The following is a 24,099-nucleotide window of genomic DNA, read 5'->3' on the forward strand; positions in this document are numbered from 1 at the left end:
AATAGTCCCATTGTACGAGTATTATCGAACTATTTTTTAACGGTTGACCTATTGTTGATATAGCTCAATCTCACGCGAGACGCAGGAAAACGATGATCCCAAACCACCCGGAACCTGAACAAATAGTGTTGGAAAATGTGCTGTTCGCCCTCGGCAATCCGCTGCGATTAGCGATTATCCGCAGGCTGGCCGACGGCAGCGAACTGAGCTGTAACGCACTGCGCCCGGAAGAGGTGGTGAAATCCACTATGACTCACCACTGGCGCGTGCTGCGCGACAGCGGTGTGATCTGGCAGCGCCCGCAGGGGCGCGAGAATATGATCTCACTGAGAAGAGAAGATCTGGACGCCCGTTTTCCTGGGCTGCTGGCGATCCTGCTCCAGGCTAAGTAGCGGCAGCGTCCTCAAGACGATAAACCGGAATCCGCCGTGTTGTTCCGGTAAGGGTGTCGAACACCTCCGTATCGGACGTCACTATTCTCATCCCGGTCTTCCTTAACCGCTGCACGTCGGCGGCTATGCGCTGGAGGCCAAACCAGAAAAGCCCGTCAAGCGCGGTGACCGCAAGCCCCTGTTCCAGCGCCAGCTGGAGGCGCTCGCGGGGGGCTTTCACCTGCTGAGCGATTTGCCGGTAAGGCACTTCCGAACCGCCGGACGCATCGATTCGCTGAATACGGGTCTTCAGGTGGTAGGTAAATTCATCGGGAATGCCGTTCAAATCCTGTTTAAGGCTGTAGACGCAGCCAAACCGCTTGCCGTTGAACAGGACATTTTTTTGACTGAGCTGAAACTCATTTCTGATGCCATCAATCAGCTGCGGTGCGCGGGTAAGAAGTAACCGGAAGGGAAGCTCAAAGCTGGTCACGTAATCCACATTCAGCAGCGCAAGACGCAGCCGCTCTTCTGCCCCGGATTTCTGGTCATGACACTCGCGCATCACCTCCGCCCACTGGCGCGTCAGACGTTCCGGCTCACCGGCTTCGGTGAGGAGGTATTTTTCCAGATGATAATCGACTCTTCCGGTCATGTTGGGCATCCCGTCAATGTGGATGCGGTAATTCTATCCAGCGCGGCAGGATTTATAAAGGGCGGAGCGCACCGGCATCCGCCCTGCCGGGCTACTGCTGGATACTCGACCGGTCCGAAATATCGCTGGCAGATAAGGTTCTTGCAGAAGATGGGATCTGTTTTTTGCGTTTATACCGGTCCGGCTGGCCTTCAGGGCGGGTTTTGAACCGGCGATGCAGCCACATATATTGCTCAGGCGCCATCATCACGGCGCGCTCAATCGCTCTGTTCATTTGCGTGGCCACCGACGCTTTGTCGCCTCCCTGCAAGGTATCGCTGATATCCTCCAGAATAATCAGCTCATACCCTGTGCCGTCTGCTTTTCGGCGCGGTACAAACGGGATCACGGCCGGTCTGGCACTTTTCACCAGCATGTAGCTCCCGGCAGTTGTCGCGGCGTCCGGGACGGCAAAAAACGGCACAAACACGCTATTCGTTTTGCCATAGTCGTGGTCCGGGGCATACCACAGGATCTCGTTTTGCTTCAGCGCGCGGATCATGCCCTTCAGGTCATAGCGGTCAAGCATGGTTTTATTGGAACGCAGACGACCGCGCGTTTGCAGCCAGTCGAGCAACGCATTATTGTTGGGACGATACACACCAATACCCGCGTTGAGCATGCCAAAGATGCGTGCGCCTAATTCCAGCGTGAGAAAATGCATGCCAATGAGCACCACGCCCCTTCCTTGCGCCCGCGCCTGTTCCATATGTTCGTAGCCGGTTACGCTGAAGTGTTTCCGTACGCGCCAGTCTGGCCAGAACCACGCTATCCCCGTTTCGATGACGCCCATTCCAACCGATTCAAAATTACGCTCAAGTAAACGCTCGCACTCGTCCTCTTTCATATCAGGAAAGCAAAGCTCAAGATTTCGTCTGGCGATCTCCACGCGGCGTGGAAGCAGGCGCATAGCCAGACGCCCAAGCCCGTGACCTGTTTTCAACAGCAGCGGGTACGGAAGCTGAACCGTGCACCAGAGCGCGGCAATGCCTGCCCAGCTGAGCCAGTAACGAGGATGAATAAAGGCGAGTGAAAACTGAGGTAATTTTGTCATGGAAAAATTATCCTTTTACTAATTTGTACTTAATCTGGTGCAGTTGCATTGCTTACCTGCTGATTCAACGAATATTGTTCGGAAGGATGAATTGTAGCGGAATCGTTATGGTTTTTATTATCGATTTTTGCGAAAGGGAATAAAAGCGAGGAGCGCCGGGTGATATTGCACCACCCGGCAGGCAAGTTACATCGAATAACCGGGCTTCTTAATCAGTTCATCCAGTTTCGGGCCGATCTCGGTATCCCAGACCTGCGCCTTCCAGTCAGCTTCCTGAACCTCCTGAAGCGCCACGGAGATTGAGCGATCTTTGCTGTTCAGATGACGGGCGATCGCTTCGGCGATATCCGCCGCCAGGGCCGTTTTTTGTTCGTCAGTCAGATCGCGTGAAAAACATTTGATATCAACGTGTGGCATGGGCAGGGCTCCTTTTATAGGTGAGCGTTCCACGTTATCAGATTATATCGTTAGCTTTTAGCACCTTGTGCAGTTCCGGCAGCGCGCAGACGGCATCCGCGACGGCGCTAATATTAGGCGTGTTAGTGGCAAACCACTCATGACGTGGCCCCCAGGTACGCGCAACGGCAATATAGACGTCAAGCAGCGTCAGCTGTTTGCCAAACGCAAACGGCGAGGCGCTGAGCTGGCTGTCGAACCACAGATAGAGCGATTTTCGGTACTCAATGCAATTTTTCTTCAGCTGTTCCGGGGCATCAGGAACCCAGCGTTCCGGGTAATCTGCATACGTAAAGGTGGGATAGACGTTCGCCACAAACCAGATGAGCAGGCGCTGAAACTGCTGGCGCTCGGCCTGCCCTACGGGCGGCGCGAGGTCGGGACGTCTGTCGAGCACCATCAGGGCGATCGCCGCGGTTTCCGTCACGATCGCCCCGTTTTCCAGTTCCAGCGTCGGCACCTGGCACAGCGGGTTCAGTTTTAACAGCAATTCGCGTTGCGGGCCGGGCTGGTCAAACCCGTCCACGTTGACGAACTGATACGGGATGTCTGCCAGAGTCAGCATCACTTCACTGATTGCCGATCCCCAGCCGGGTACGCCATAGAGTTTGATCATGTTGCCCCCTCAGGGATGAAAACCCTAAGTGTAGAGCACCATTAGTAGGTTATCCCGGGCGGATTAACATCTGAAGACGTCACCGCTTCGCCCGCCTCCCCCCAGCGCGCCAGCACCTTTTGATACTCCCCGCGCTTAATCGCACCGTCCAGCGCAGCCTGCAACGCATACACCAGCCCATTGCCTTTTTTGGTTGTGGTGGCGACATAGGCTTTCTTCGGTCCTAATCCCACGACGCGGGTTTTGCCGGTTAACGCGGCTTTATAGGCAGAAACGGACTGCGGTCCAAAGAAGACATCCGCCCTGCCGGACTGAATATAAAGATTGCCTGAGGCGTCGTCGGTCAGATAAACCGGCAACGCAGGCTCGCGCCCGGCCTTTTTATTCTCTTCGTTCCAGCCCAGCAGAATACGTTCCTGATTGGTGCCTGACCCGACAATCACCTTTTTACCGGCCAGATCTTTCGCACGGGTGATCGACTGTACGTTGCTGGTGGATTTCACCGAGAAGGCGAGGGAATCGACGCGATAGGTCGCAAAATCGAACTTCGCCTTACGTTGCTCGGTGACGGCGATATTCACCAACGCCACGTCATAACGCCCGGAAGTGATCCCCAGCGGCCAGTCTTCCCACGCCGTTGGCACCAGCTTCAGCTTCAGCCCCAGACTGCCCGCCAGCAACCGGGCGATATCCGGGTCGCTGCCAATACGGGTGCGGTTATCACTGGCCAGCAGCGCCAGCGGCGGAGAATTCAGGGCTGAAATCGCCACCGTGAGGGTACCCGGCTCAACAAATTTATAGTTCGCCGGGATTTTCGCCACTGCCTGTTGATCAACCGTCACCGGCAGCGGCTGTTCGTTGGCCTTTAAATCAATGCTGGCGTAGCTCGCCGTCGTGAAGACCAGCCCCGCCAGGAGTCCATATTTCATCTGCGCTCCTTACAGCACTTTTGAGAGGAACTGGCGCGTTCGCGGATGCGACGGTCGGTTTAACACGTCGTCGCTGCTGCCCTGCTCCACAATTTTACCGTCGACCATAAATACCACCTGGTCCGCCACTTCCCGGGCAAAGCCGATCTCATGGGTGACCACCACCAGCGTAGTGCCGGAACGGGCGAGCTTTTTAATCACGTCCAGCACTTCGCCAACCAGTTCCGGATCCAGCGCCGAGGTGGGTTCATCAAACAGCATCACGCGCGGGCGCAGCGCCAGCGCGCGGGCAATGGCGATACGCTGCTGTTGGCCGCCGGAGAGGTGACGCGACCAGGCATCGGCTTTATCGCGCAGACCTACCACATCCAGAAGGCTGTAGGCGTTTTCAACAGCCTCTTTTTTACTGAACTTTTTATGCGCGATGGGTGCTTCAATCAGGTTTTCCAGCACCGTGAGATGCGGAAAAAGATTGAAGTTCTGAAACACGTACCCAACGTTGACGCGCTGTTTGAGGATCTCTTTCTCTTTTAGCTCGTAGAGTTTGTCACCCTGACGGCGATAGCCGATGTAATCCCCGTCAATCTGAATAAAGCCTTCGTCTACGCGCTCCAGATGGTTAATGGTGCGCAGCAGCGTCGATTTTCCCGATCCAGAGGGGCCAAGGATCACCGTCACGGAGCCCGGCGGGATCTCAAGCGTGACGTTATCGAGCGCTTTATGTCGGCCAAAAAACTTACTGACGCCGGTAATGGAAATGTGTCCTTCAGGAGAGGCTTGCATGAACAGGCTCCTGTGCTGGCGAAGTGGTGACGGAACGCGCGCGACTGGTCGCCCGGTTCTGGTTTACGGCGGAGCGGCGCTCGCTGCGGGCGAGTCCACGCTCAATAACATGCTGGATGGCAGACAGTACGGTGGTGATCACTAGATACCAGACGGCCCCCACCATCAACAGCGGGATCACCTCCTGGGTGCGGTTGTAGATCATCTGGATCGTGTAGAACAGTTCCGGCATCGCCAGCACGTAAACCATCGCCGTCCCTTTGGCGAGACTGATGATTTCGTTAAACCCGGACGGCAGGATGGTGCGCAGCGCCTGCGGGAGAATTATGCGCACCGTGCGACGCCACGCCGGCAGACCCAGCGCAGCGGCCGCCTCATACTGACCGTGGTCGACCCCAAGGAAGCCCCCGCGAATGATCTCCGCAGTATAGGCGCTCTGCACCAGCGTCAGCCCCACGATGGCGGTAGAAAATTGCCCGAGAACGTTGATGGTTTCAAAGCTGCCCCAGGTAATGCCGGTAAAAGGCACGCCGAGAGAGAGCGTGTCGTAGAGATAGGAGAAGTTATAGAGGATAATCAGCACCACGATCAGCGGCAGGGAACGGAACAGCCAGATGTAACCCCACGCCAGGCTGCTCAACAGCCATGATGACGAGAGCCGCGCCAGCGCCAGCATGCCGCCAATAACCACGCTCAGTACGGTGCTTATTAACGTCAGCAGCAGCGTCTGGCCGACGCCTTCGAGGATCACCGGGTCGAAGAACCAGCGGGCAAATACCGCCCATTCCCAGCGCGGATTAAAGGCCACGGACTGGATCACGACCGCCAGTACAAACAGCGCCACCACGGCGCCAGCAGCGCGCAGCGGATAACGTGCCGGGACCACTTTTATGGTTTCAACGTTGCTCATCGTCGCTCCTTATGCGGTTTTGCTGAGCGCTTCGCGGATCAGCGTCTTGGTGAAACGCAGCCGACCGTCGAACGGCGGCTGGCTATACTCTTCCGGATCGCGGTTAAGATCGAACTGCGGCTGATACCCCTGACTGAGATAGAGCCGCACCGCCTCCGGCTGGCGAAACCCCGTGGTCAGGTAGATGCGGCTGTAGCCCGCCAGCACCGCCCGGCGCTCCAGCTCCTGTACCACGCGCGCGGCCAGCCCCTGCTGGCGCAGCGTTTTATTCGTCCAGATGCGTTTGATCTCTGCGGTATGTTCGTCGAAGGGCTTGTACGCACCGGTGGCGATGATCTCGCCATCGCGCTCCAGGACGATAAACAGCCCCTGCGGCGCCAGGTACCACTCTGTCAGCTCGACTTCCGCATCCTTTGAAAAGTAGTCGCCGTAACGAGCGGCGTACTCACCGAAAAGCCCCTCGATAATGGGCTGAAGATCGGCATCTTCCGGCGAAACGTCACGAAATTGTTCGCGCATAGCGCCTCCTTAATCGCCCAGACCCGCCGGGTTAACTTCGGAACTGGGGATACGCTCCACGCCTTCCCCCCAGCGGTTCAGCACTTTGTCGTAATCTCCGTTCTTGATCGCGCCGTTCAGCGCGGTTTGAACCGGCTCGACCAGGCCGCTGCCTTTTTTCAGCGTCACCGCGATATGCGCCGCCTTCGGCCAGCCGCCGTCGACGCTGCCGACCAGTTTGGTTTTACCGTTAAGCGCCGCTTTCCAGGCACCGATCACGTTCGGGCCAAAGTAGGCGTCCGCGCGTCCGGACTGAAGCGCCAGCGTTTGGGCCGCGTCGTCTTTGGTGTAGATCGGCGTAAAGGGTTTAAGCCCTTTTTTGAGGTTCTCTTCGTTCCATGCCAGAAGGATGGCCTCCTGGTTGGTGCCGGAACCCACGATGATGCGCAGCCCGGCGATATCCTCTGCCTTCACAAGCGAGTTGATCGGACTGGTGGATTTCACGTAGAAGCCAAGTGAATCCTTGCGGTAGGTGGCGAAGTCGAACTTCTCTTTGCGCGCTTTAGTGACGGTGATGTTGCTGATAGCCGCGTCGTATTTCCCGGAGGCAACCCCCAGCGGCCAATCCTCCCAGGAGGTGGGCACCACGTTCAGCTCCAGTCCGAGGCTGTCCGCTACCAGACGCGCGATGTCGACCTCACTTCCCAGCAGAGTTTTGTTGTCGTCGGAAAAGACCGTCAGTGGCGGTTGATTCAGTCCCGCCACCGCCACGGTAAATTTCCCCGGCACGGCAAAACGATAGTCTTTCGGCAGTTGCGCGATCGCATCGCTGTTTTTGGCGGTATTGATCGGCGTTTTATAGGCCTCAATGCTCACGCCGGTGCCGTTAATATTGACGTTCTCTGCCCAGACGGCAGGGGTAAAGGCCAGCGCAAGCGCCAGAATAAGCGATGATTTCTGCATAGCGTTTTTCTCTTTTATTGTTGTGTGAACTGATTTTTGGGCTCGTCTAAGCCCAGACTTTCGCGCAGCGTGGTGCCGGGATAGTCGGTGCGGAACAGGCCGCGCGCCTGTAAAACGGGCACCACCTGGTCGACAAAGCGCGGGAAGGTGTCCGGCGTGCCGCCCTGAATGATGAAGCCATCCGCCGCCTTCTCTTCGAACCAGGCCTGTAAACCATCGGCCACCTGCTCCGGTGTGCCGGAAAAACGCGGGCGCGGCGATGCGGCTTCCAGCGCGACCTGACGCAGAGTTAAGTTGCGCTCACGGGCGTTACGCTTGATTTCATCGGTGGTGCTGCGGAAGCTGTTTTTGCCCAAATCGCCAATATCCGGGAACGGCGCGTCGAGGGGATACTGGCTGAAGTTGTGATGCTCGAAATAACGTCCGAGGTAATTCAGCGCATCATTAATGGAGACCAGTGCCGCCATAGTTTGATACTGGTTTTCTACGTCATCGGCGTCGTTTCCAACAATCACGCTGACGCCCTGGAATATATGTAAATCCTCTGCGCGGCGGCCGTGACTTTCCAGCTGCTGTTTAACATCGCGGTAAAAAGCCTGGGCTTCTTCCCGCGTGTCATGGTGGGTAAAGATGGCGTCAGCGTGTTTTGCCGCCAGCTTTTTACCGTCGTCGGACGCGCCAGCCTGAAAGACAATCGGACGTCCCTGCGGCGTGCGGCCAATATTCAGCGGGCCGGAAACCTGGAAGAAATCACCGTGGTGATCAAGAGTATGCAGTTTCGACGCATCAAAGAACTGTCCGCTCTCTTTATTGCGGATAAAGGCATCCCCTTCCCAGGAATCCCACAGCCCCTTCACCACGTCGAGATACTCATCGGCAATGCGGTAGCGCAGCGCATGCTCCGGGTGTTTTTCGCGGGAGAAGTTCCTGGCTGACCCTTCCAGCGGTGACGTCACCACGTTCCAGCCCGCGCGTCCGTTGCTCAGGTGATCGAGGCTGGCGAACTGGCGTGCAACGGTGAAAGGCTCGCTGTAGGAGGTGGATAACGTGCCGACCAGCCCCAGGCGCGAGGTGATACTCGCCAGCGCGGACAACACCGTCAGCGGCTCAAAGCGGTTTAAAAAATGCGGAATGGATTTCTCGTTAATATAAAGACCGTCGGCCACAAATATAAAGTCGAGCTTGCCCTCTTCTGCTTTTAAAGCCGTTACTTTAACGAAATCAAAATTAATGCTGGCATCCGCGACCGCCGCCGGATGGCGCCAGGCAGACATATTTCCGGATGCACCATGCAAAATGGTCCCCAGCCGCAATTGACGATGTGCAGACATATTCACCTCAAATTAATTAAACGTGTTGCAGGGCTTTTTCCGCGAGCTGAGCAAAATAGCGGGCAGCGGGTTCGATTAATGCTTCGTCCGGGTTAAATGCCGGGTGATGTAACCCAAACGGACTGTTGCTGCCAATGCTGACAAACGCGCCGGGTATGTTTTGCAGATAGACCGCGAAATCCTCCCCGCCCATGTGCAGTTCCGCATGCCGGGTTTCATATCCCGCTTCGCGCGCGACCGAGGTGGCAAACCCGGCCCAGTGCTCATCGTTCACCAGCGCGGTGGGCCCGGCGTACCAGGTGATGTTGATTTGCGCGCTAAAGGCGCTGGCAAATCCGGCGGCGATTTCACCGACGCGCGCTTTCACGTTCTGCTGCACTTCCGTGCGGTGCGTGCGCAGCGTGCCCTCCAGCTCAACGCTTTCCGGCAGCACGTTCCAGGTATTCCCCCCGGCGATGCGCGTCACGCTCAGAACAACCGAATCCAGCGTGTTGACGTTACGGCTGGCTACGCTTTGCAGCGCGGTTACCAGCTGGCTTGCCAGCACGATGGCGTCGTTGCCTTCATGGGGACGTGCGGCATGCGCGCCTTTGCCGGTCACGTGAATAACGAAGCGATCAACGTTGGCATAGAACGGGCCGCCGCGCGTGGCAAACTCGCCGACCGGCAGTGACGGCTCGTTATGCATCCCGAAAATCGCGCGTACGTCGCGTAACGCCCCGGCCCGCACCATGCTTTTCGCTCCGCCGAAATTCTCTTCCGCTGGCTGGAACAGGATCCGCACGCGACCGTTGAGCGAGGCTTCCCGCTCTTTCAGCTTTAGCGCGGCGCCGAGGATCACGCTGGTGTGAATGTCGTGTCCGCAGGCATGCATCACCCCGGCGCGCCGGGAGCTAAACGGCACCCCGCTGCGCTCGTCGATGGGTAACGCGTCGATATCGGCGCGCAGCGCAACCAGTGCGTTGCCCGTGCCGATCTCCGCAACCAACCCGGTCTGGAGATCGTAAGGCAGCGGGGCAATCCCGGCTGCCGTCAGCCACTCGCGCAGGCGCGCCGTTGTTTCGACCTCCTGACCAGAGAGTTCAGGGTTCTGGTGCAGCTCACGGCGCCAGGCAATCAGTTGTTCGCTAAAGCTCATACGGTAACCTCCCTGTCAGGACGCGCCTCGGCCAGCAGTCGCAGGGACTGTACGCGCGTTGCGCCATCAGCGACCGGCGTGTCGATGATAAATTCGTCAATCCCCCACTGCTGATGCAACGCGTTGAGCTGTTCAAGCACCGACGCCGCCGTTCCGGCCAGCAGAGACTGCGCCCGACGCGCGATGCGCACCGGTTCACTCCCCGCCTGCCGCGCAAAGGCGTAGGCCTGTTCTTCGCTGGCGACGGTGACGCGCTGTCCGTTTGCCAGCTCCACGCCCCACACTTCAACCTTCTGCGCCAGCGCATCGGCCTCAGCCTGGGTTGGGGCAACAATGGCCTGCACGGCCACAATCACCTCCCGGACGCTGTGTTGACGCCAGGCTGTGACGACCTCGCGCAGCAGCTCAGGATCACCGTTCAGATGGGCGGCAAAGACAAAATGCCAGTCGAGGGAGGCCGCCAGCAGCGCGCTTTCTGTGCTGGCGCCCAGCAGAAACCCCCGGGCAGGCACCGGCGGCAGCGGCGTGGCGCGAACGTCCTCCTCCGCTGACTGATTTTCAGGGCGGATCCAGCGATCGAGCTGCGTCAGTTGTTCAGCAAAGCTGCCTTTTTCCTGCGGATTAAGGCCGTGCTGCAAGGCGCGGGTAGAGAGCGGCAGACCGCCGGGCGCTTTGCCAACGCCCAGATCAACCCGGCCCGGCGCAATGGCGGCCAGTACGTTAAAATTTTCGGCGACTTTATAGGGGCTGTAATGTTGCAGCATGACGCCGCCTGAGCCCACGCGAATACGTTTTGTTTGCCCGAGGATCCAGGCAATCAGCAGCTCCGGCGAGGGGCTGGCAAGCTGCGGGGTATTGTGGTGTTCGGCAATCCAGAAGCGGTGATAACCCAGCGTTTCTGCCTGTTGCGCCAGTGCTAAGGTTCGCGCCAGCGCATCGGCGGCTGTTTCGTGTTCTGCGACGGGGCTTTTATCCAGAATGCTGATTCGCCATGACATGTTGCGTTCTCGTTTGACTTAACATGTCGTCATTATTAAAGGTGGATTTCACCTCTGAGAAACAATTAATTTACATTTGGATTGCCGGAAAACGGCAATAGAGAGTCTGTCATCGGCGTGATTTGAGCGATGTAATGAGTCTTTCCGCATCCTGCCGTCGGGTAATGCGGAGAAAGCGAATGTGTGCGTACTGCGGGTTTTGTATATCCGCCTCATATCGTTTGCGGTTGCTGCGCCAGGTTTTGATCGTCCAGATGATAATAGAGTCCTTGCTAAGGAACGACCGACGAAAGCTTTCGCGGTTCCCCGTGCCGGGCCAGAGCTCCTGTTTGTGCCAGGCGCGTCTGGAGGCCCGCGTCACCGCCTGCCAGAGCGTGCGGATAAACCCACGATCTATCCACACCACCAGATCGACGTCGCGCCACTTAACGTCGCGTGTGCGGTTGTAATTCCCGTCCAGGACCCAGTCAGGCGAGGCGGCGAGCGCTTTTTCCAGGGTTGCAAGAAACTCATCATCCGGTGTTCCCTGCCAGTTCGCTCGCCAGTAAAGCCTGTCCATCTCAATGTAAGGGATAGCCAGCGCCTCCGCGATTCGCCTGCCAAACGTGCTTTTCCCACTTCCGCTGGTGCCTATGATATTGATTTTCACCGTTCCGCCTGCACATGCTGAAGAAAACGGATCGAATCATAACGTTAATAATTTGTTTACGAAACGCCAGACTACTCGTTCGGATACTGCTCGTCGGTGACCTTCTCCAGCCATGCCACCGGGCTCCCGTCGACAGCTTCTGCGATGGCGATATGGGTCATGGCCGTCTGCGCGCTTGCGCCGTGCCAGTGCTTCACGCCGGGTGGGATCCAGGCGATATCACCCTGATTCAGCGGTTCCGCCTCTTTCCCCCACTCCTGTAACCAGCCGCGCCCCTGCGTCACGATCAGCGTTTGTCCAAGAGGATGCGTATGCCAGGCGGTACGTGCGCCGGGTTCAAAGGTGACGGTCGCGCCGCCGACTTTTGCCGGTTCAGTCGCCTGGAAAGGCGCGTCAATGCGCACGCAGCCGGTAAACCAGGCCTCTGGCCCCTGAACGGAAGGTAACGAACCGCTACGGATAATTTTCATGATTAACTCCTCGTTTGCTGTTGCGTTAACAGTAGCGTAAAGCCATGGGGAGCATTAGAGTGCATAATCAGAAAGGAACCATGAATTCATTTCATAAATCGAGTAAACCACCATGTTAAAAGACAACTTCAACGATCTGCTTTCCTTTATGGTCGTCGCCCGGGAGCGCAGCTTTACCCGCGCCGCGGCGCAGCTTGGGGTATCTCAGTCGGCGCTCAGCCACGCAATGCGCAATCTGGAAACGAGGCTGGAAGTCCGTCTGTTAACCCGCACCACCCGTAGCGTGGCCCCTACCGAGGCCGGCGAGCAACTCTTCATGCGCTTAAGCCCCCATCTGCTGGAGATCGAGCAGGAACTCACCGCGCTGCGTGATACCCGCGACAGACCTGCCGGGAATATTCGCCTTACCGCCGGGGAGCACGCCATGTCTGCGGTGCTGTGGCCTGTGCTTAAACCCTTTATGGCGCAGTATCCTGATATCAACGTTGAAGTCACGGTGGACAATGGGCTGACTGATATTGTCGATGGCCGCTTTGACGCGGGGGTGCGTCTGGGTGAGCAGGTGGCGAAAGATATGATTGCCGTTCGTATTGCGCCGGACATGCGCATGGCGGTCGTCGGGTCGGCAGAGTATTTGCAACGTTTCGGCGTACCGGAAACGCCGGAGCAGCTTGATCAGCACCGCTGCATTAATATGCGCCTGCCCACACGCGGCGGATTATATGCCTGGGAATTTGAACGGGACGGACGTGAGCTGCGCGTGCGGGTTGACGGCCAGCTGATCCTCAACAGCCTGCCGCAACGCATCGATGCCGCCGAAAACGGTCTGGGGCTGGCGTACGTCCCGGAAGATGCGGTTCAGGACGCCCTTGCTGAGAGCCGGTTAGTGCGTGTGCTTGAAGACTGGTGCCCGGCTTTTACGGGATACCATCTGTACTATCCGAGCCGCCGCCAGCACACTACCGCGTTTGCATTACTTATTGCAGCCCTGCGGCATTCATAAGCTCTACCTATAAGTAACTATTAAGTAAACCTGATGATTAAATCAGCATTCGCAGACCTTTTTGCCTAAAAAAACGTCACGATTCAGCGCGTTGTGATCGCCGTCTGCTCTGACCACACGATTTCCTTCGACGAGCATCACTTTCGACACGGTTATATTTTGCGTCGCTTAACAATTGCGGGTAGGATGCCTCGCCATGTTTTGCCTTATCCATACACAGAATGACTGGAAAGGCGGCATGTGTCTGCGCAGAAGCAATCGTTTGTTTCGGCATCTGCCAGGCAGGACTATCACGTTAATGGTTCAGACAGGCAAACAGGTAACTCAATGAAAACAAGCAATAAAAGCGCAGCCGATCATCATGCTGCGAAACGTCGCTGGTTGAACTCTCATGAAGAGGGCTATCACAAGGCGATGGGCAACCGTCAGGTGCAGATGATCGCCATCGGCGGCGCTATCGGTACAGGTCTGTTTTTAGGTGCAGGCTCACGTCTGCAAATGGCTGGCCCCGCTCTCGCCCTGGTCTATCTGATGTGCGGGATCTTCTCTTTCTTCATCCTTCGCGCCCTCGGCGAACTGGTACTCCACCGCCCTTCCAGCGGCAGCTTTGTCTCTTACGCCCGCGAGTTTCTTGGTGAAAAAGCCGCGTATGTCGCGGGCTGGATGTACTTCGTTAACTGGGCGATGACCGGTATCGTCGATATCACCGCCGTTGCGCTGTACATGCACTACTGGGGCGCGTTTGGCGATGTGCCGCAGTGGGTGTTCGCCCTTGGGGCGCTGGCAATTGTCGGGACCATGAACATGATCGGCGTGAAATGGTTCGCCGAGATGGAGTTCTGGTTCGCACTGGTGAAGGTGCTGGCCATTGTGATCTTCCTGGTGGTCGGAACCGTATTCCTCGGTACCGGTAAACCACTGGACGGTAACGCAACCGGCTTCCACCTGATTACCGATAACGGTGGTTTCTTCCCGCACGGCCTGCTGCCAGCGCTGGTTCTGGTGCAGGGGGTGGTGTTCGCCTTTGCCTCCATCGAACTGGTCGGTACGGCGGCAGGCGAATGTAAAGATCCGCAGACGATGGTGCCAAAAGCCATCAACAGCGTGATCTGGCGTATCGGTCTGTTCTATGTGGGTTCCGTGGTGCTGCTGGTGCTGCTGCTGCCGTGGAATGCATACCAGGCGGGGCAAAGCCCGTTTGTGACCTTCTTCTCTAAGCTGGGCGTGCCGTACGTGGGCAGCATCATGAACATCGTGGTACTGACCGCCGCGCTCTCCAGCCTGAACTCCGGGCTCTATTCGACGGGCCGTATCCTGCGCTCCATGTCGATGGGAGGCTCTGCGCCGAAGTTTATGTCGAAGATGAGCAGGCAGCAGGTTCCTTATGCGGGGATTCTGGCCACGCTGGTGGTTTACGTCTTTGGCGTGTTCCTGAACTATCTGGTGCCGTCCCGCGTATTTGAGATCGTTCTGAACGTGGCTGCACTGGGGATTATCGCCTCCTGGGCCTTTATTGTGGTCTGCCAGATGCGTCTGCGCAAAGCGATCAAAGAAGGCAAAGCGGCTGATGTGTGCTTCAAGATGCCGGGCGCACCGGTGACCTCCTGGCTCACCCTGCTGTTCCTGTTCAGCGTGCTGGTACTGATGGCGTTTGACTACCCGAACGGTACTTACACCATCGCGACGATCCCACTGCTGGCGGTTCTGCTGATTGCTGGCTGGTTCGGCGTGCGTAAGCGCGTTCACGAGATCCACAGCACCGCGCCGCTTCATCACGACGATGAAAAGCACGACGCACCGCTGGTAGAAGAAACCTCGCGTTAATAAAAAAGCCGGGTGGCGGCTTCGCCTTACCCGGCCTACATCTCATGGTTTTGTAGGCCCGGTAAGCGCAGCGCCACCGGGCAATTCCACCATCACAGCGCGATACGAATCACATCGTCAGGCTGGGTCGCTTCCTGCTGACGGGTTGATTTCTGTTTCACCGTTACGTACAGCGTTTTACCGTCCGCAGACAGCGCCAGGCTGTTCGGGTAAACCGGGGTATCGTAGGTCCTGGTCACTTTGTAGGTTTTGGCGTCAATCACGCTCACCTTGCCCGCCTCGCGGTGCGTCACATAGGCTTCGTTACGCGCCGGGTTAAACAGTACGGCCAGCGATGCTGGCGCGGCGATTTTCTGCATCACGCTGCCATCTTTCAGATTCACCACCAGCACTTCTGGCTGTTTTGAATCCGTCACAAACGCACGCTGGCCGGCAGTGTCCAGGCTCAGGTTCAGGTAGAAGTGCTCTTTTCCGTCATCCTGCACTTTTTTACGACTGAGGATTTTGTTGGTTGCCGTATCAATGGTCACCAGCTCGCCGTCCGCATTGGTGGTATACAGGCGTTTTGCCTTCGCATCCAGGGCCAGACCGGTGCTGAACGTGCCGGTGTTGGTGATGGTGTCCTTCAGCTTCAGCGTTGCGCCATCAACAACCCAGATCACGCTCTCCTTGCCGATACCGGTAATGTACACCGTATTGGTCGTGTCATCGGCCACCAGCTGGCGCGGCTGAAGCGGCTTCACCGTGTCGCTACGCTTGCGATCGTCCAGCACCAGGCGCCCTTTCACCTCGCTCGTTTTGGCGTCAATCGCCGTCACGGCGCTGTTGACGGTGTTACCGAACCACAGCGTCTGGGTGGCGTTATCGATCGTGGCGCCAAACGGCTTGAGATCGTTATGAATCGCCTGCGTCACTTCCAGCGTGACCGGATCCAGACGATAGACCACGCCGCCCTTATCGGTTTTGCGGCTTTGTGACGTCGCAACCCACAGCGCGTTTTCCTGCTGGCTGACGGCCATTTCATACGCGCCCTTGCCGACCGCTTTGCGCAGCATCTCTTCAGCGGCATGAACCTGGAACGTACCGGCAAACAGTAAAGAGCCCAACAGCAGAGACCCACGCAGGCGCGGCGAGCACAGATGACGTAAAGACATAACAATTCCTTTTTAAATGAGGAGATTTACCGCTGACATCACTTCCGGTGGGCAAAGTCATCGCTTTGCCGTTATTTTAATGAGAATAGTAATCATTAATGAGTTGAATGTGGAGTATTTCTTTCCTTCAAAACCTTACATTCACGAAATGTGCGGTTATAGTTTTCATAACATTTACAAAGGATTTAACATATATACACAGGTTCCAGTTGATTTGGTTCGAATTTTTCTTAACCGGTTTACTCCATGAAAATTATTACTGCCCGTAAGGCATCACTACCACTGCTCTTCGTTCCCGTCATTTTTGGCCCGCTGAGTGCGATGGCCGCGGATGAACAGACCCTGATCGTCAGCGCCACGCCGCAAACCGTCTCCGAACTGGACACCCCGGCCGCAGTCAGCGTGGTGAGCGGCGAGGATATGCGACATGCCACACCGCGCATCAACCTTTCTGAATCCCTTGGGAGCGTACCCGGCCTGCAAATCCAGAACCGCCAGAACTATGCTCAGGATCTGCAACTTTCCGTTCGCGGATTCGGCGCGCGTTCGACCTTCGGCGTACGCGGGATCCGCATGTACGTGGACGGCATTCCGGCAACCATGCCCGACGGCCAGGGGCAGACGTCAAACATTGACCTCAACAGCATTGAGAGCGTCGACGTGCTGCGCGGCCCCTTCTCTGCCCTGTACGGCAATGCCTCCGGCGGCGTGATCAACATCAACACCCAGACCGGACAACAGCCAGCCACAATTGAAGCCAGCAGCTATTACGGCAGCTACGGCACCTGGCGTTACGGCATGAAGGCCACCGGTGCGGTGGGCGACGGGACTCAGGCGGGGGATGTGGACTATGCGGTATCCACCACCCGTTTCACCACACATGGCTATCGTGACCACAGCGGCGCACGGAAAAACCTCGCCAACGCGAAACTGGGCGTGCGCATTGATGATGTCAGCAAGCTAACGCTGATTTTTAACAGCGTGGACATGAAAGCCAACGATCCGGGCGGACTGAGTTATCAGGAGTGGCAGAACAACCCGCGCCAGTCACCCCGTGGCGATCAGTACAATACGCGTAAAACCATTAAGCAGACCCAGGCCGGGATCCGCTACGACCGCCAGCTGAGCGAACAGGACGACCTCAGCGTGATGATGTACGCCGGTGAGCGTGAAATGACCCAGTACCAGTCCATTCCGGATACCACGCAGACTGAAAATCCTGCGCATTCGGGCGGCGTAATTGATATGCAGCGCCACTATCAGGGTATTGATACCCGCTGGACCCACCGCGGCGAGCTGCTGGTGCCGGTAACGTTTACCACCGGCCTTAACTACGAAAATATGAGTGAAAATCGCCGCGGGTATGAAAACTTCGTGATGAACAACGGCGTGCCGGATTTTGGCGTGAAGGGTAACAAACGCCGTGACGAACGTAACCTGATGTGGAACCTTGATCCCTACCTGCAAACTCAGTGGCAGCTCACGCAAAAGCTGTCCGTTGAGGCGGGCGTGCGTTACAGCTCCGTCTGGTTTGACTCCAACGATCATTACATTACCCCGCAAAACGGCGATGACAGCGGTGACGCCAGCTACCATAAATGGCTCCCGGCTGGTGCGGTGAAATACGCCGTGACCGACGCCTGGAACCTGTATGCCGCAGCGGGACGGGGATTTGAGACCCCGACCATCAACGAACTCTCCTACCGTTCTGATGGCAAAGGCGGCCTCAATATTAATCTGCAACCGTCAACCAACAACACCTATGAGATTGGCAGCAAAACCCGCATCGGCAATGGCATCCTGACGGCGGCGCTGTTCCGCACGGATACCGACAACGAGATCGTGGTGGACGAAAACAAAGATGGTCGCACTACCTACAAAAATGCGGGGAAAACGCGCCGTCAGGGTGTGGAAATTGCGCTCGACCAGCAGTTTGCCGAAAACTGGAAGCTGAAAATGGCGTGGACCTATCTTGATGCGACCTACCGTACCAACGTCTGTAGCAATGCAGACTGTAGCGGCAACCGGATGCCGGGGATTGCCCGTAACATGGGGTATGCGTCGTTTGGCTGGGAGCCTGAGGAAGGCTGGTACGCGGGGGCAGATGCCCGCTACATGAGCGACGTGATGGCAAACGACACCAATACCGCCAAAGCGCCCTCTTATACCGTGGTCGGTCTGAATACCGGGTATAAACTCAATTACGGCAAATGGGGAATGGACATCTTTGGTCGCGTCGATAACCTGTTTGATAAAGAGTACGTCGGTTCAGAGATTGTTAACGCTGGCTACAATCGCTATTACGAACCCGCCCCTGGCCGTAACTATGGCGTGGGCCTGTCGGTCTCTTATCGCTTTGAGTAAAACATTTTCCGGCAGCGCACGTTGCCGGTAAAAAATAACATCATTCCCGGTAGCCTTAAGCGCCGGGAATATACTCAGGGAAGTTTAAAACGAATAAAAAAATAAGTGCGCCAGTGCGATCCTTAACTGTAGTATTGCCGTTGCAGGAGGATATTAGCTTCATCAATGGCTCGGTCGATCGCTTCCCGACTGGCCGTCACGTCCCTTTGCTCAAGCGCAGAAAGCAGATCGGCATAATGGTAAGTCGTTGCAGGGATATCTTTCATCTCTTCGTGCAGGTAGTTGATACACGGACCAATCCGTACCCAGAGCTGCTCAATCAGCGAGTTCAGGGTCGGCATTTCGGCATACTGATAAAGCGTAAACCGGAACACGCGGTTGGCATGGATCGCCTTCTGCACGTCGCCCTGATGCATGGCGGTGCTGAAGTTATCTGACAGCGCGCGTAATGCATCCAGTTTGGTCTCGGTCATATTCTGACACGCCGCCGCAACGGCCATCGGCTCAAGCTGTTTTCGAATGGCGTTAATTTCGTTATAACGCTCCAGCGTAACCTCTGGCACCAAAAACGCCTGAGCAGGCGTGGCCTGTAATGCGCCTGCCGACACCAGGCGCAGCAGGGCTTCGCGCACCGGTGTGATGCTGGTGCCTAATTTATCCGCAATCTCTTTCGTGATGAGTCGAGCCCCAGGTTTTAATGAGCCCGTAATTAACGCTCCCTTTAAACTGTTCTCAACTTGCATCGTCAGACTGATTCTTTGTGCTTTTTCCAGGTTTTCCAAATCAAGCATGTTTAATTCCCGTAGCCAAAACAAAATGCCATTTTCAGCGACTGTTTAAAAAAACATCGCCGGTTTGATATATCCTGTATCGTCATGCCTGGTATGAAGGGCGCGCGTTAAAATAAAAATTGTTCAATTAATATTACGTTTACCACTTCTGGCTCAGCTGGGCCGATGGCGCGCAATGCTCATGGATTAATTAAAGACAATATATCGTATCTTCACAAATAATTATGGCGGACTTTGCCCGCCATAACCGATGCTCTGTTTAGTCCGCCGCCACGCGGATTACGACCTTGCCGAAGTTTTTCCCTTCCAGCAGCCCAATCAGCGCCTCCGGCGCCGCGTCCAGCCCTTCGGTGACCTGCTCGCGATAGTGAATTTTGCCTTCCTTCACCCAGCGTCCCATTTCCTGCTGGAACTCGTCGATACGATGACCATAGTCCTGAGCGATGATAAAGCCCTGCATGCGGATGCGTTTTTTGAGGATGGTCCCCATCAGCAGCGGCAAGCGATCCGGACCATCCGGCAGGTTGGTCGCGTTGTAGCCGCTGACCAGTCCGCAAACAGGTACGCGCGCGGAGGTATTCAGGAGCGGCAGCACGGCGTCAAAGACTTTACCGCCGACGTTTTCATAATACACGTCAATGCCCTGCGGGCAGGCTTTCGCCAGCTGTTCGGAAAAATCATCCGCATGGTGATCCAGACAGGCGTCGAAACCGAGCACGTCGACCGCATGGCGGCATTTCTCCTCCCCGCCGGCCACGCCGATAACCCGGCACCCCTTGATTTTACCGATCTGCCCCACCGTTGCGCCGACCGGCCCCGTGGCTGCCGCCACGACAAGCGTTTCCCCCGCCTGAGGCTGGCCGATATCAAGCAGCCCCATATACGCGGTGAAGCCCGGCATTCCCAGCACGCCGAGTGCCCATGAAGGGTGCGACGGGTTTTCGCCCAGCCTGACCAGCCCTTTCCCGTCGGAAAGTTCATACTCCTGCCAGCCGCTGTAGCCCAGAACCCACTCACCCTCTTTATAATCCGGATGGCGGGAGGTCTCGACGCGGCTTACCGTGCCGCCCACCATCACCGCGCCAATCTCGACAGGAGGTGAATAGGATGGGGCATCGCTCATACGGCCCCGCATGTACGGATCAAGCGAGAGCCATACGGTGCGTAATAACACCTGCCCCTCTGCGGGCGTGGGGATCGGCTGCTCTTCCAGGCGGAAATTTTCGGCAACCGGTGCGCCGTGTGGACGGGAAGCCAGTACCCAGCGTCGGTTTTGCGTAGTTGATTGACTCATTCATCGCTCCTTACAGCTGAAAATGTCATTCAAGTCTGGCACGTTATCCTGCGGATCGCCTTTGCATTATGAGCCGGACTGATTAAGCCGCACGACCAGATAAAGGCACGACTCATCCGTTTCGTTAATAAACCGGCAGTCGTTCGGCGGCCCGAGTTCCAGACAATCTCCGGCCTTCATTTCATGGCGGGTGTCCCCCTCCAGAAAGACCAGTTCACCTGCCTGCAACCAAATCAGCTGTCGCGCCAGCGCATAAGAGGAGGCGGGCATCGGCACATCGCTGCCCGCGGGCAGTTCCACCTGGACGAGGTCAATAGGCATATCGCTGCGCGGCGACACATGACGACGTAAATAGTGGGTTTGCGGATCGCGCCAGACGGGCTGGTTCGCCAGACGTAACAGTTTGCCCTCCTGCATTTCCGCGCGCGCAATGAGCGTAGACATGCTAATACCGAAGGCACCGGATAACCGGGCAAGCAGCGTCGCCGTTGGGCTACTGTCCCCCCGTTCAATCTTATGGATCATGGCGCGTGAAATACCTGCCCGTTCGGCCAGTTCGCTTAATGACCAGCCCCGCGACTCGCGTTCAAGGCGTATGCGGGCGCTAATGCGTTGATTCATATTGTCTGTCATTGTGTTCATGACGTCATACTATAGTGTACGGATGGTTTTTCGGGGCAGTTTGGTGACAAAAAAATAGGGATTTTGTCGTAGCGATGCAACACAAGAACTGTGTAATATTGTGAGTGAATCGTACTACTATAGTAAACAACACAGCCAGAGGTTAACCATGATCGTTCGTCATGCCTGCAAAGAAGATTGTGCCGCTATCGGTGAAATTTATAACCATGCGGTGCTGCACACCGCCGCCATCTGGAACGATACAACTGTCGACACCGATAACCGTATTGCATGGTTTGAGGCGCGCACGCTGTTGGGTTATCCGGTGCTGGTCAGTGAAGAAGAAGGTGTTGTGACGGGATACGCCTCATTTGGCGACTGGCGAGCGTTCGACGGTTTTCGCCATACGGTGGAGCACTCGGTTTACGTTCATCCCGATCATCAGGGCAAAGGCATCGGTCGGCTGCTGATGACGGAATTAATCAAGGAAGCCCGCCAGATTGGTAAACATGTGATGGTTGCCGGTATCGAGGCGCAGAACCAGGCGTCGATTCATCTGCACGAAACCCTGGGCTTTGTTACCACCGGTAATATGCCGCAGGTGGGAACCAAATTCGGTCGCTGGCTGGATTTAACCTTTATGCAACTCCAGCTCGATGAGCGCAGCGATCCGGATGCTCTGCCATGAATCAATCGTTGACGTTAGCGTTTCTGGTGGCCGCCGGGATTGGGCTGGTGGTACAAAACACCCTGATGGTGCGCATTACGCAATCCTCTTCCACCATTCTTATCGCCATGCTGCTGAACTCGCTGGTGGGGATTGTGCTGTTTGTCAGCATTTTGCTGGTGAAAAATGGCCTGGCGGGGTTTAGCGAACTGGCGTCGACGGTGCGCTGGTGGACGCTGATCCCCGGCCTGCTGGGGTCATTTTTTGTCTTTGCCAGTATTAGCGGGTATCAAAATGTGGGCGCGGCAACGACCATTGCCGTGCTGGTAGCAAGCCAGCTGATTGGCGGCCTGGTGATGGACATCCTCAAGAGCAACGGTGTCCCCCTGAGGGCGCTGGTTGGCCCGGTCTGCGGCGCAGCGATGCTGGTGGTCGGCGCCTGGCTGGTGGCACGGCGCCAGTTTTAACCCTTACAGGATAGTCCCACCCTGCGTGAGGTGGGCATGGCGCGCCTCCGCCTCTTCTTTATGCTGCTTACCATGATGCGCAATCGCGGTACGCAGGCGCTGCTGCTGGGTATAGCGATCTTCACGGCTGAGCTCTGCATCGTCGCTTAATTCGATCAGCAGTTCGTTCATGTGGGTAATTATGCTCTCTTCGATGGCGGCATCGACGCGGGCGATAACATCGTTTAAATGTGACATTGTCACTCCTTTTCACGTGCCCGGTGGCGCTACGCTTACCGGGCCTACGGGTGGTAACTGTAGGCCGGGTAAGGCATAGCCGCCACCCTGCAAGAATACGATCAGTTCAGCTTCGCTTTCGAGAAGTCACTGCCCATCAGACTCACGCTGTACCCGGTCACGTTGCTGCGGGTCGCGTAGAACGTTTTGCCGTTAGCTAACGCAATCCACGGTGCCTGCTGGTAGAAAATCTCCTGTGCCTGGCCATACAGCTTCGCACGTTCGTCCGGGTTGCTGGTCAGTTTGGCCTTTTGCACCAGCTCATCATACCCCTTATCACACCAGCGCGCGGCGTTAGATCCGGTTTTGATGCTGTTACAACCCAGCAGCACATCGGCGAAGTTGTCCGGATCGCCGTTATCAGACATCCAGCCGAACAGCGCGGAATCATGCTCGCCTTTACGCATGCCGGAGAGATATTCCCCCCACTCGTATGAGACGATTTTCGCCTTCACGCCCACTTTCGCCCAGTCAGCCTGGATCATCTCCGCAATGCGTCGCGAGTTCGGGTTGTACGGACGCTGAACCGGCATGGACCAGAGGGTCACTTCCGCGCCCTTATCCAGACCCGCCTGCTTCAGCAGCGCTTTCGCTTTTTCCGGATCGTAGCCGTAATCCTTCAGGTCTTTGTTAAAGCCGAGCATGTTCGGCGGGATCGGCGATTTAGCGACCGTACCAGACCCCATAAAGACCGCGTTAACAATGGCCTTTTTGTCCGTTGCGTAATTCAGAGCCTGGCGCACCAGCACGTTATCAAACGGTTTTTTCTCCGTGTTGAACGCTAGGTACCCCACGTTCAGCGCATCCACCGAGTGCAGGGTCAGGTCTTTGTTTTTCTTGATCGCTTCAAACTGCACCGGCGACGGCGCAGGAATGATCTGACACTCGTTCGTTTGCAGCTTAGCCAGACGCGTCTCAACATTTGGCGTGATGGAGAAGATCAGGTGTTTGGTCGGCACCTCTCCCTCCCAGTAGTTCGGATTGGCGACGTAGCGGATCAGCGAATCCACCTTGTACTGCTGAAGCACATACGGGCCGGTGCCGATTGGCCAGGTATCCACATTTTCAGGCGTACCCTTTTTCAGCATCGCGTCCGCGTACTCGGCAGAGAGGATCGAGGCGAAGTCCATTCCCCAGTCGGCCAGGAACGCCGCGTTGGGTTCACTCAGCGTGAACTGAACGTGATAATCGTCGATCTTTTTCACATCCTGAATGAGCTTGTCGAGGCCCACGTCATTAAAGTATTCGTAATTACCCTGGGAAACATTGTGATAGGGATGCTTAGGGTCTTTCTGACGCATAACGGAGAAAATAACGTCATCAGCGTTAATATCACGGGTCGGTTTGAAGTATTTATTGCTGTTGAACTTTACCCCTTTACGCAGGGTAAACGTGTATGTTTTGCCGTCTGGCGAAATGGTCCACGACTCGGCCAGAGAAGGCACCGGCGTGTTTTTTACCGGGTCGAAGTTAATCAGACGGTTATACAGCGTTTGCGAGCTGGCGACAAATGAGGGCCCAGAGCTGGCGATCTGCGGGTTAAACGACTCCGGCGACGCCTCGGAGCAGTAGATAATGGTGTCTTTGTTTGCCGCCCATGCGGCGCTTGCCGGTAGCAGCGCGCTCAGCGCGAGGGCGAGCACAGTTTTCCCTGTAGACATGGTTATTACCCTTTCGGTTTTATTATAGTGAACAGTAATAACAGCACAGACGTTTTGGCCTGACAAATAACGAATCACTATCAGGTTATTCTAAAGCCGTACATTTCGCTGGTTTTA

Annotated in this window: 24 protein-coding genes and 1 pseudogene; 6 read left to right on the forward strand and 19 right to left on the reverse strand. The window is 56.4% G+C overall.

Annotated elements, in window-relative coordinates; genetic code table 11:
* The first annotated feature begins 92 nt into the window (after window positions 1-92).
* On the forward strand, window positions 93-392 hold the full coding sequence (locus L463_RS07255) for an ArsR/SmtB family transcription factor (protein ID WP_000612740.1): 300 nt from the start codon (window positions 93-95) through the stop codon (window positions 390-392).
* Here the strand turns inward: L463_RS07255 and L463_RS07250 are convergent.
* The 13 genes and pseudogenes from L463_RS07250 to L463_RS07185 form a co-directional block, all read right to left on the reverse strand.
* A complete protein-coding gene (locus L463_RS07250) occupies window positions 385-1,026 on the reverse strand; it encodes an ECs1377 family protein (protein WP_023296669.1) in 642 nt (213 codons plus the stop codon). The genes L463_RS07255 and L463_RS07250 overlap by 8 nt on opposite strands.
* 91 nt (window positions 1,027-1,117) lie before the next feature.
* The gene (locus tag L463_RS07245; RefSeq protein ID WP_017693378.1) at window positions 1,118-2,119 is read right to left on the reverse strand and encodes a Kdo(2)-lipid IV(A) acyltransferase; all 1,002 of its coding nucleotides are present in this window, start codon (window positions 2,117-2,119) and stop codon (window positions 1,118-1,120) included.
* 186 nt (window positions 2,120-2,305) lie between these two features.
* Window positions 2,306-2,536, reverse strand: coding sequence for a tautomerase PptA (gene pptA / locus L463_RS07240; RefSeq protein WP_032102970.1), 231 nt, complete (start codon window positions 2,534-2,536; stop codon window positions 2,306-2,308).
* 37 nt (window positions 2,537-2,573) lie between these two features.
* On the reverse strand, window positions 2,574-3,191 hold the full coding sequence (locus L463_RS07235; protein ID WP_032673224.1) for a glutathione S-transferase family protein: 618 nt from the start codon (window positions 3,189-3,191) through the stop codon (window positions 2,574-2,576).
* Window positions 3,192-3,232: 41 nt separating this feature from the next.
* A complete protein-coding gene (locus L463_RS07230) occupies window positions 3,233-4,120 on the reverse strand; it encodes a transporter substrate-binding domain-containing protein (protein ID WP_017382289.1) in 888 nt (295 codons plus the stop codon).
* A 9-nt stretch (window positions 4,121-4,129) separates the two neighbouring features.
* Window positions 4,130-4,903 carry an amino acid ABC transporter ATP-binding protein gene (locus tag L463_RS07225; RefSeq protein WP_017693375.1) on the reverse strand — a complete coding sequence of 258 codons (774 nt, stop codon included), beginning with the start codon at window positions 4,901-4,903 and terminating at the stop codon, window positions 4,130-4,132.
* Window positions 4,887-5,813: an amino acid ABC transporter permease gene (locus tag L463_RS07220; RefSeq protein WP_032648401.1), complete on the reverse strand. Its 927-nt coding sequence runs from the start codon at window positions 5,811-5,813 to the stop codon at window positions 4,887-4,889. Before L463_RS07220 ends, L463_RS07225 begins: the two co-directional genes overlap by 17 nt.
* A gap of 9 nt (window positions 5,814-5,822) precedes the next feature.
* Window positions 5,823-6,332, reverse strand: coding sequence for a GNAT family N-acetyltransferase (locus L463_RS07215; RefSeq protein WP_015570459.1), 510 nt, complete (start codon window positions 6,330-6,332; stop codon window positions 5,823-5,825).
* 9 nt (window positions 6,333-6,341) lie between these two features.
* Window positions 6,342-8,605, reverse strand: a pseudogene (locus L463_RS24600) (NtaA/DmoA family FMN-dependent monooxygenase).
* A gap of 16 nt (window positions 8,606-8,621) precedes the next feature.
* Window positions 8,622-9,743, reverse strand: coding sequence for an amidohydrolase (locus L463_RS07200; protein WP_017382285.1), 1,122 nt, complete (start codon window positions 9,741-9,743; stop codon window positions 8,622-8,624).
* Window positions 9,740-10,741 carry an LLM class flavin-dependent oxidoreductase gene (locus L463_RS07195; RefSeq protein WP_023303787.1) on the reverse strand — a complete coding sequence of 334 codons (1,002 nt, stop codon included), beginning with the start codon at window positions 10,739-10,741 and terminating at the stop codon, window positions 9,740-9,742. The genes L463_RS07200 and L463_RS07195 overlap by 4 nt, the downstream gene beginning before the upstream one ends.
* A gap of 109 nt (window positions 10,742-10,850) precedes the next feature.
* A complete protein-coding gene (locus L463_RS07190; protein ID WP_023303788.1) occupies window positions 10,851-11,390 on the reverse strand; it encodes a shikimate kinase in 540 nt (179 codons plus the stop codon).
* Window positions 11,391-11,461: 71 nt separating this feature from the next.
* Window positions 11,462-11,860, reverse strand: a complete 399-nt coding sequence (locus L463_RS07185) for a (R)-mandelonitrile lyase (RefSeq protein WP_015570456.1) — start codon at window positions 11,858-11,860, stop codon at window positions 11,462-11,464.
* 112 nt (window positions 11,861-11,972) lie between these two features.
* On the opposite strand from L463_RS07185, the gene L463_RS07180 reads away from it, so the two are divergent.
* Both L463_RS07180 and ansP read left to right on the forward strand, forming a co-directional pair.
* A complete protein-coding gene (locus L463_RS07180) occupies window positions 11,973-12,863 on the forward strand; it encodes a LysR family transcriptional regulator (RefSeq protein WP_032103590.1) in 891 nt (296 codons plus the stop codon).
* 327 nt (window positions 12,864-13,190) lie between these two features.
* Window positions 13,191-14,687: an L-asparagine permease gene (gene ansP, locus L463_RS07175; protein ID WP_032103591.1), complete on the forward strand. Its 1,497-nt coding sequence runs from the start codon at window positions 13,191-13,193 to the stop codon at window positions 14,685-14,687.
* A 92-nt stretch (window positions 14,688-14,779) separates the two neighbouring features.
* On the opposite strand, the gene L463_RS07170 is transcribed toward ansP, so the two are convergent.
* Window positions 14,780-15,841: a 7-bladed beta-propeller protein YncE gene (locus tag L463_RS07170; RefSeq protein WP_017382280.1), complete on the reverse strand. Its 1,062-nt coding sequence runs from the start codon at window positions 15,839-15,841 to the stop codon at window positions 14,780-14,782.
* A gap of 246 nt (window positions 15,842-16,087) precedes the next feature.
* Between L463_RS07170 and pqqU the strand changes: the two genes are divergently transcribed.
* Entirely contained in the window at window positions 16,088-18,205 is a 2,118-nt protein-coding gene (pqqU, locus tag L463_RS07165; protein ID WP_017382279.1) for a TonB-dependent receptor PqqU, read from the forward strand.
* A 122-nt stretch (window positions 18,206-18,327) separates the two neighbouring features.
* On the opposite strand, the gene L463_RS07160 is transcribed toward pqqU, so the two are convergent.
* From L463_RS07160 to L463_RS07150, 3 genes are all read right to left on the reverse strand, one after another.
* On the reverse strand, window positions 18,328-18,996 hold the full coding sequence (locus tag L463_RS07160; RefSeq protein WP_003856981.1) for a GntR family transcriptional regulator: 669 nt from the start codon (window positions 18,994-18,996) through the stop codon (window positions 18,328-18,330).
* 259 nt (window positions 18,997-19,255) lie between these two features.
* Window positions 19,256-20,290 carry an NADP-dependent oxidoreductase gene (locus L463_RS07155; protein ID WP_032103593.1) on the reverse strand — a complete coding sequence of 345 codons (1,035 nt, stop codon included), beginning with the start codon at window positions 20,288-20,290 and terminating at the stop codon, window positions 19,256-19,258.
* Between the two features lie 66 nt (window positions 20,291-20,356).
* Window positions 20,357-20,932 (reverse strand): helix-turn-helix domain-containing protein, encoded by a 576-nt coding sequence (locus L463_RS07150; RefSeq protein WP_017382277.1) that lies wholly within the window; start codon window positions 20,930-20,932, stop codon window positions 20,357-20,359.
* Between the two features lie 148 nt (window positions 20,933-21,080).
* On the opposite strand from L463_RS07150, the gene L463_RS07145 reads away from it, so the two are divergent.
* A complete protein-coding gene (locus L463_RS07145; RefSeq protein WP_015570449.1) occupies window positions 21,081-21,599 on the forward strand; it encodes a GNAT family N-acetyltransferase in 519 nt (172 codons plus the stop codon).
* A complete protein-coding gene (locus L463_RS07140; RefSeq protein ID WP_032103594.1) occupies window positions 21,596-22,045 on the forward strand; it encodes a DMT family transporter in 450 nt (149 codons plus the stop codon). Before L463_RS07145 ends, L463_RS07140 begins: the two co-directional genes overlap by 4 nt.
* A 3-nt stretch (window positions 22,046-22,048) precedes the next feature.
* On the opposite strand, the gene L463_RS07135 is transcribed toward L463_RS07140, so the two are convergent.
* Entirely contained in the window at window positions 22,049-22,282 is a 234-nt protein-coding gene (locus tag L463_RS07135) for a YdcY family protein (RefSeq protein ID WP_017382275.1), read from the reverse strand.
* Window positions 22,283-22,383: 101 nt separating this feature from the next.
* Entirely contained in the window at window positions 22,384-23,982 is a 1,599-nt protein-coding gene (locus L463_RS07130; protein ID WP_032673226.1) for an ABC transporter substrate-binding protein, read from the reverse strand.
* Window positions 23,983-24,099: the final 117 nt, after the last annotated feature.

The sequence above is a fragment of the Enterobacter sp. BIDMC 27 genome, from assembly GCF_000534415.1.
In the GTDB taxonomy this organism is placed as follows: domain Bacteria; phylum Pseudomonadota; class Gammaproteobacteria; order Enterobacterales; family Enterobacteriaceae; genus Enterobacter; species Enterobacter hormaechei_C.

Excerpts from the sequence above, each read along its gene's own strand:
- L463_RS07160 (WP_003856981.1), bottom strand. The coding sequence starts at position 18,996 with ATGCTTGATTTGGAAAACCTGGAAAAAGCACAAAGAATCAGTCTGACG.
- L463_RS07180 (WP_032103590.1), top strand. The coding sequence starts at position 11,973 with ATGTTAAAAGACAACTTCAACGATCTGCTTTCCTTTATGGTCGTCGCC.
- L463_RS07130 (WP_032673226.1), bottom strand. The coding sequence starts at position 23,982 with ATGTCTACAGGGAAAACTGTGCTCGCCCTCGCGCTGAGCGCGCTGCTA.
- L463_RS07245 (WP_017693378.1), bottom strand. The coding sequence starts at position 2,119 with ATGACAAAATTACCTCAGTTTTCACTCGCCTTTATTCATCCTCGTTAC.
- L463_RS07135 (WP_017382275.1), bottom strand. The coding sequence starts at position 22,282 with ATGTCACATTTAAACGATGTTATCGCCCGCGTCGATGCCGCCATCGAA.
- pptA (WP_032102970.1), bottom strand. The coding sequence starts at position 2,536 with ATGCCACACGTTGATATCAAATGTTTTTCACGCGATCTGACTGACGAA.
- L463_RS07155 (WP_032103593.1), bottom strand. The coding sequence starts at position 20,290 with ATGAGTCAATCAACTACGCAAAACCGACGCTGGGTACTGGCTTCCCGT.
- L463_RS07235 (WP_032673224.1), bottom strand. The coding sequence starts at position 3,191 with ATGATCAAACTCTATGGCGTACCCGGCTGGGGATCGGCAATCAGTGAA.
- ansP (WP_032103591.1), top strand. The coding sequence starts at position 13,191 with ATGAAAACAAGCAATAAAAGCGCAGCCGATCATCATGCTGCGAAACGT.
- L463_RS07150 (WP_017382277.1), bottom strand. The coding sequence starts at position 20,932 with ATGAACACAATGACAGACAATATGAATCAACGCATTAGCGCCCGCATA.
- L463_RS07140 (WP_032103594.1), top strand. The coding sequence starts at position 21,596 with ATGAATCAATCGTTGACGTTAGCGTTTCTGGTGGCCGCCGGGATTGGG.
- L463_RS07255 (WP_000612740.1), top strand. The coding sequence starts at position 93 with ATGATCCCAAACCACCCGGAACCTGAACAAATAGTGTTGGAAAATGTG.
- L463_RS07250 (WP_023296669.1), bottom strand. The coding sequence starts at position 1,026 with ATGACCGGAAGAGTCGATTATCATCTGGAAAAATACCTCCTCACCGAA.
- L463_RS07185 (WP_015570456.1), bottom strand. The coding sequence starts at position 11,860 with ATGAAAATTATCCGTAGCGGTTCGTTACCTTCCGTTCAGGGGCCAGAG.
- L463_RS07220 (WP_032648401.1), bottom strand. The coding sequence starts at position 5,813 with ATGAGCAACGTTGAAACCATAAAAGTGGTCCCGGCACGTTATCCGCTG.
- L463_RS07195 (WP_023303787.1), bottom strand. The coding sequence starts at position 10,741 with ATGTCATGGCGAATCAGCATTCTGGATAAAAGCCCCGTCGCAGAACAC.
- L463_RS07225 (WP_017693375.1), bottom strand. The coding sequence starts at position 4,903 with ATGCAAGCCTCTCCTGAAGGACACATTTCCATTACCGGCGTCAGTAAG.
- pqqU (WP_017382279.1), top strand. The coding sequence starts at position 16,088 with ATGAAAATTATTACTGCCCGTAAGGCATCACTACCACTGCTCTTCGTT.
- L463_RS07170 (WP_017382280.1), bottom strand. The coding sequence starts at position 15,841 with ATGTCTTTACGTCATCTGTGCTCGCCGCGCCTGCGTGGGTCTCTGCTG.
- L463_RS07230 (WP_017382289.1), bottom strand. The coding sequence starts at position 4,120 with ATGAAATATGGACTCCTGGCGGGGCTGGTCTTCACGACGGCGAGCTAC.
- L463_RS07215 (WP_015570459.1), bottom strand. The coding sequence starts at position 6,332 with ATGCGCGAACAATTTCGTGACGTTTCGCCGGAAGATGCCGATCTTCAG.
- L463_RS07145 (WP_015570449.1), top strand. The coding sequence starts at position 21,081 with ATGATCGTTCGTCATGCCTGCAAAGAAGATTGTGCCGCTATCGGTGAA.
- L463_RS07200 (WP_017382285.1), bottom strand. The coding sequence starts at position 9,743 with ATGAGCTTTAGCGAACAACTGATTGCCTGGCGCCGTGAGCTGCACCAG.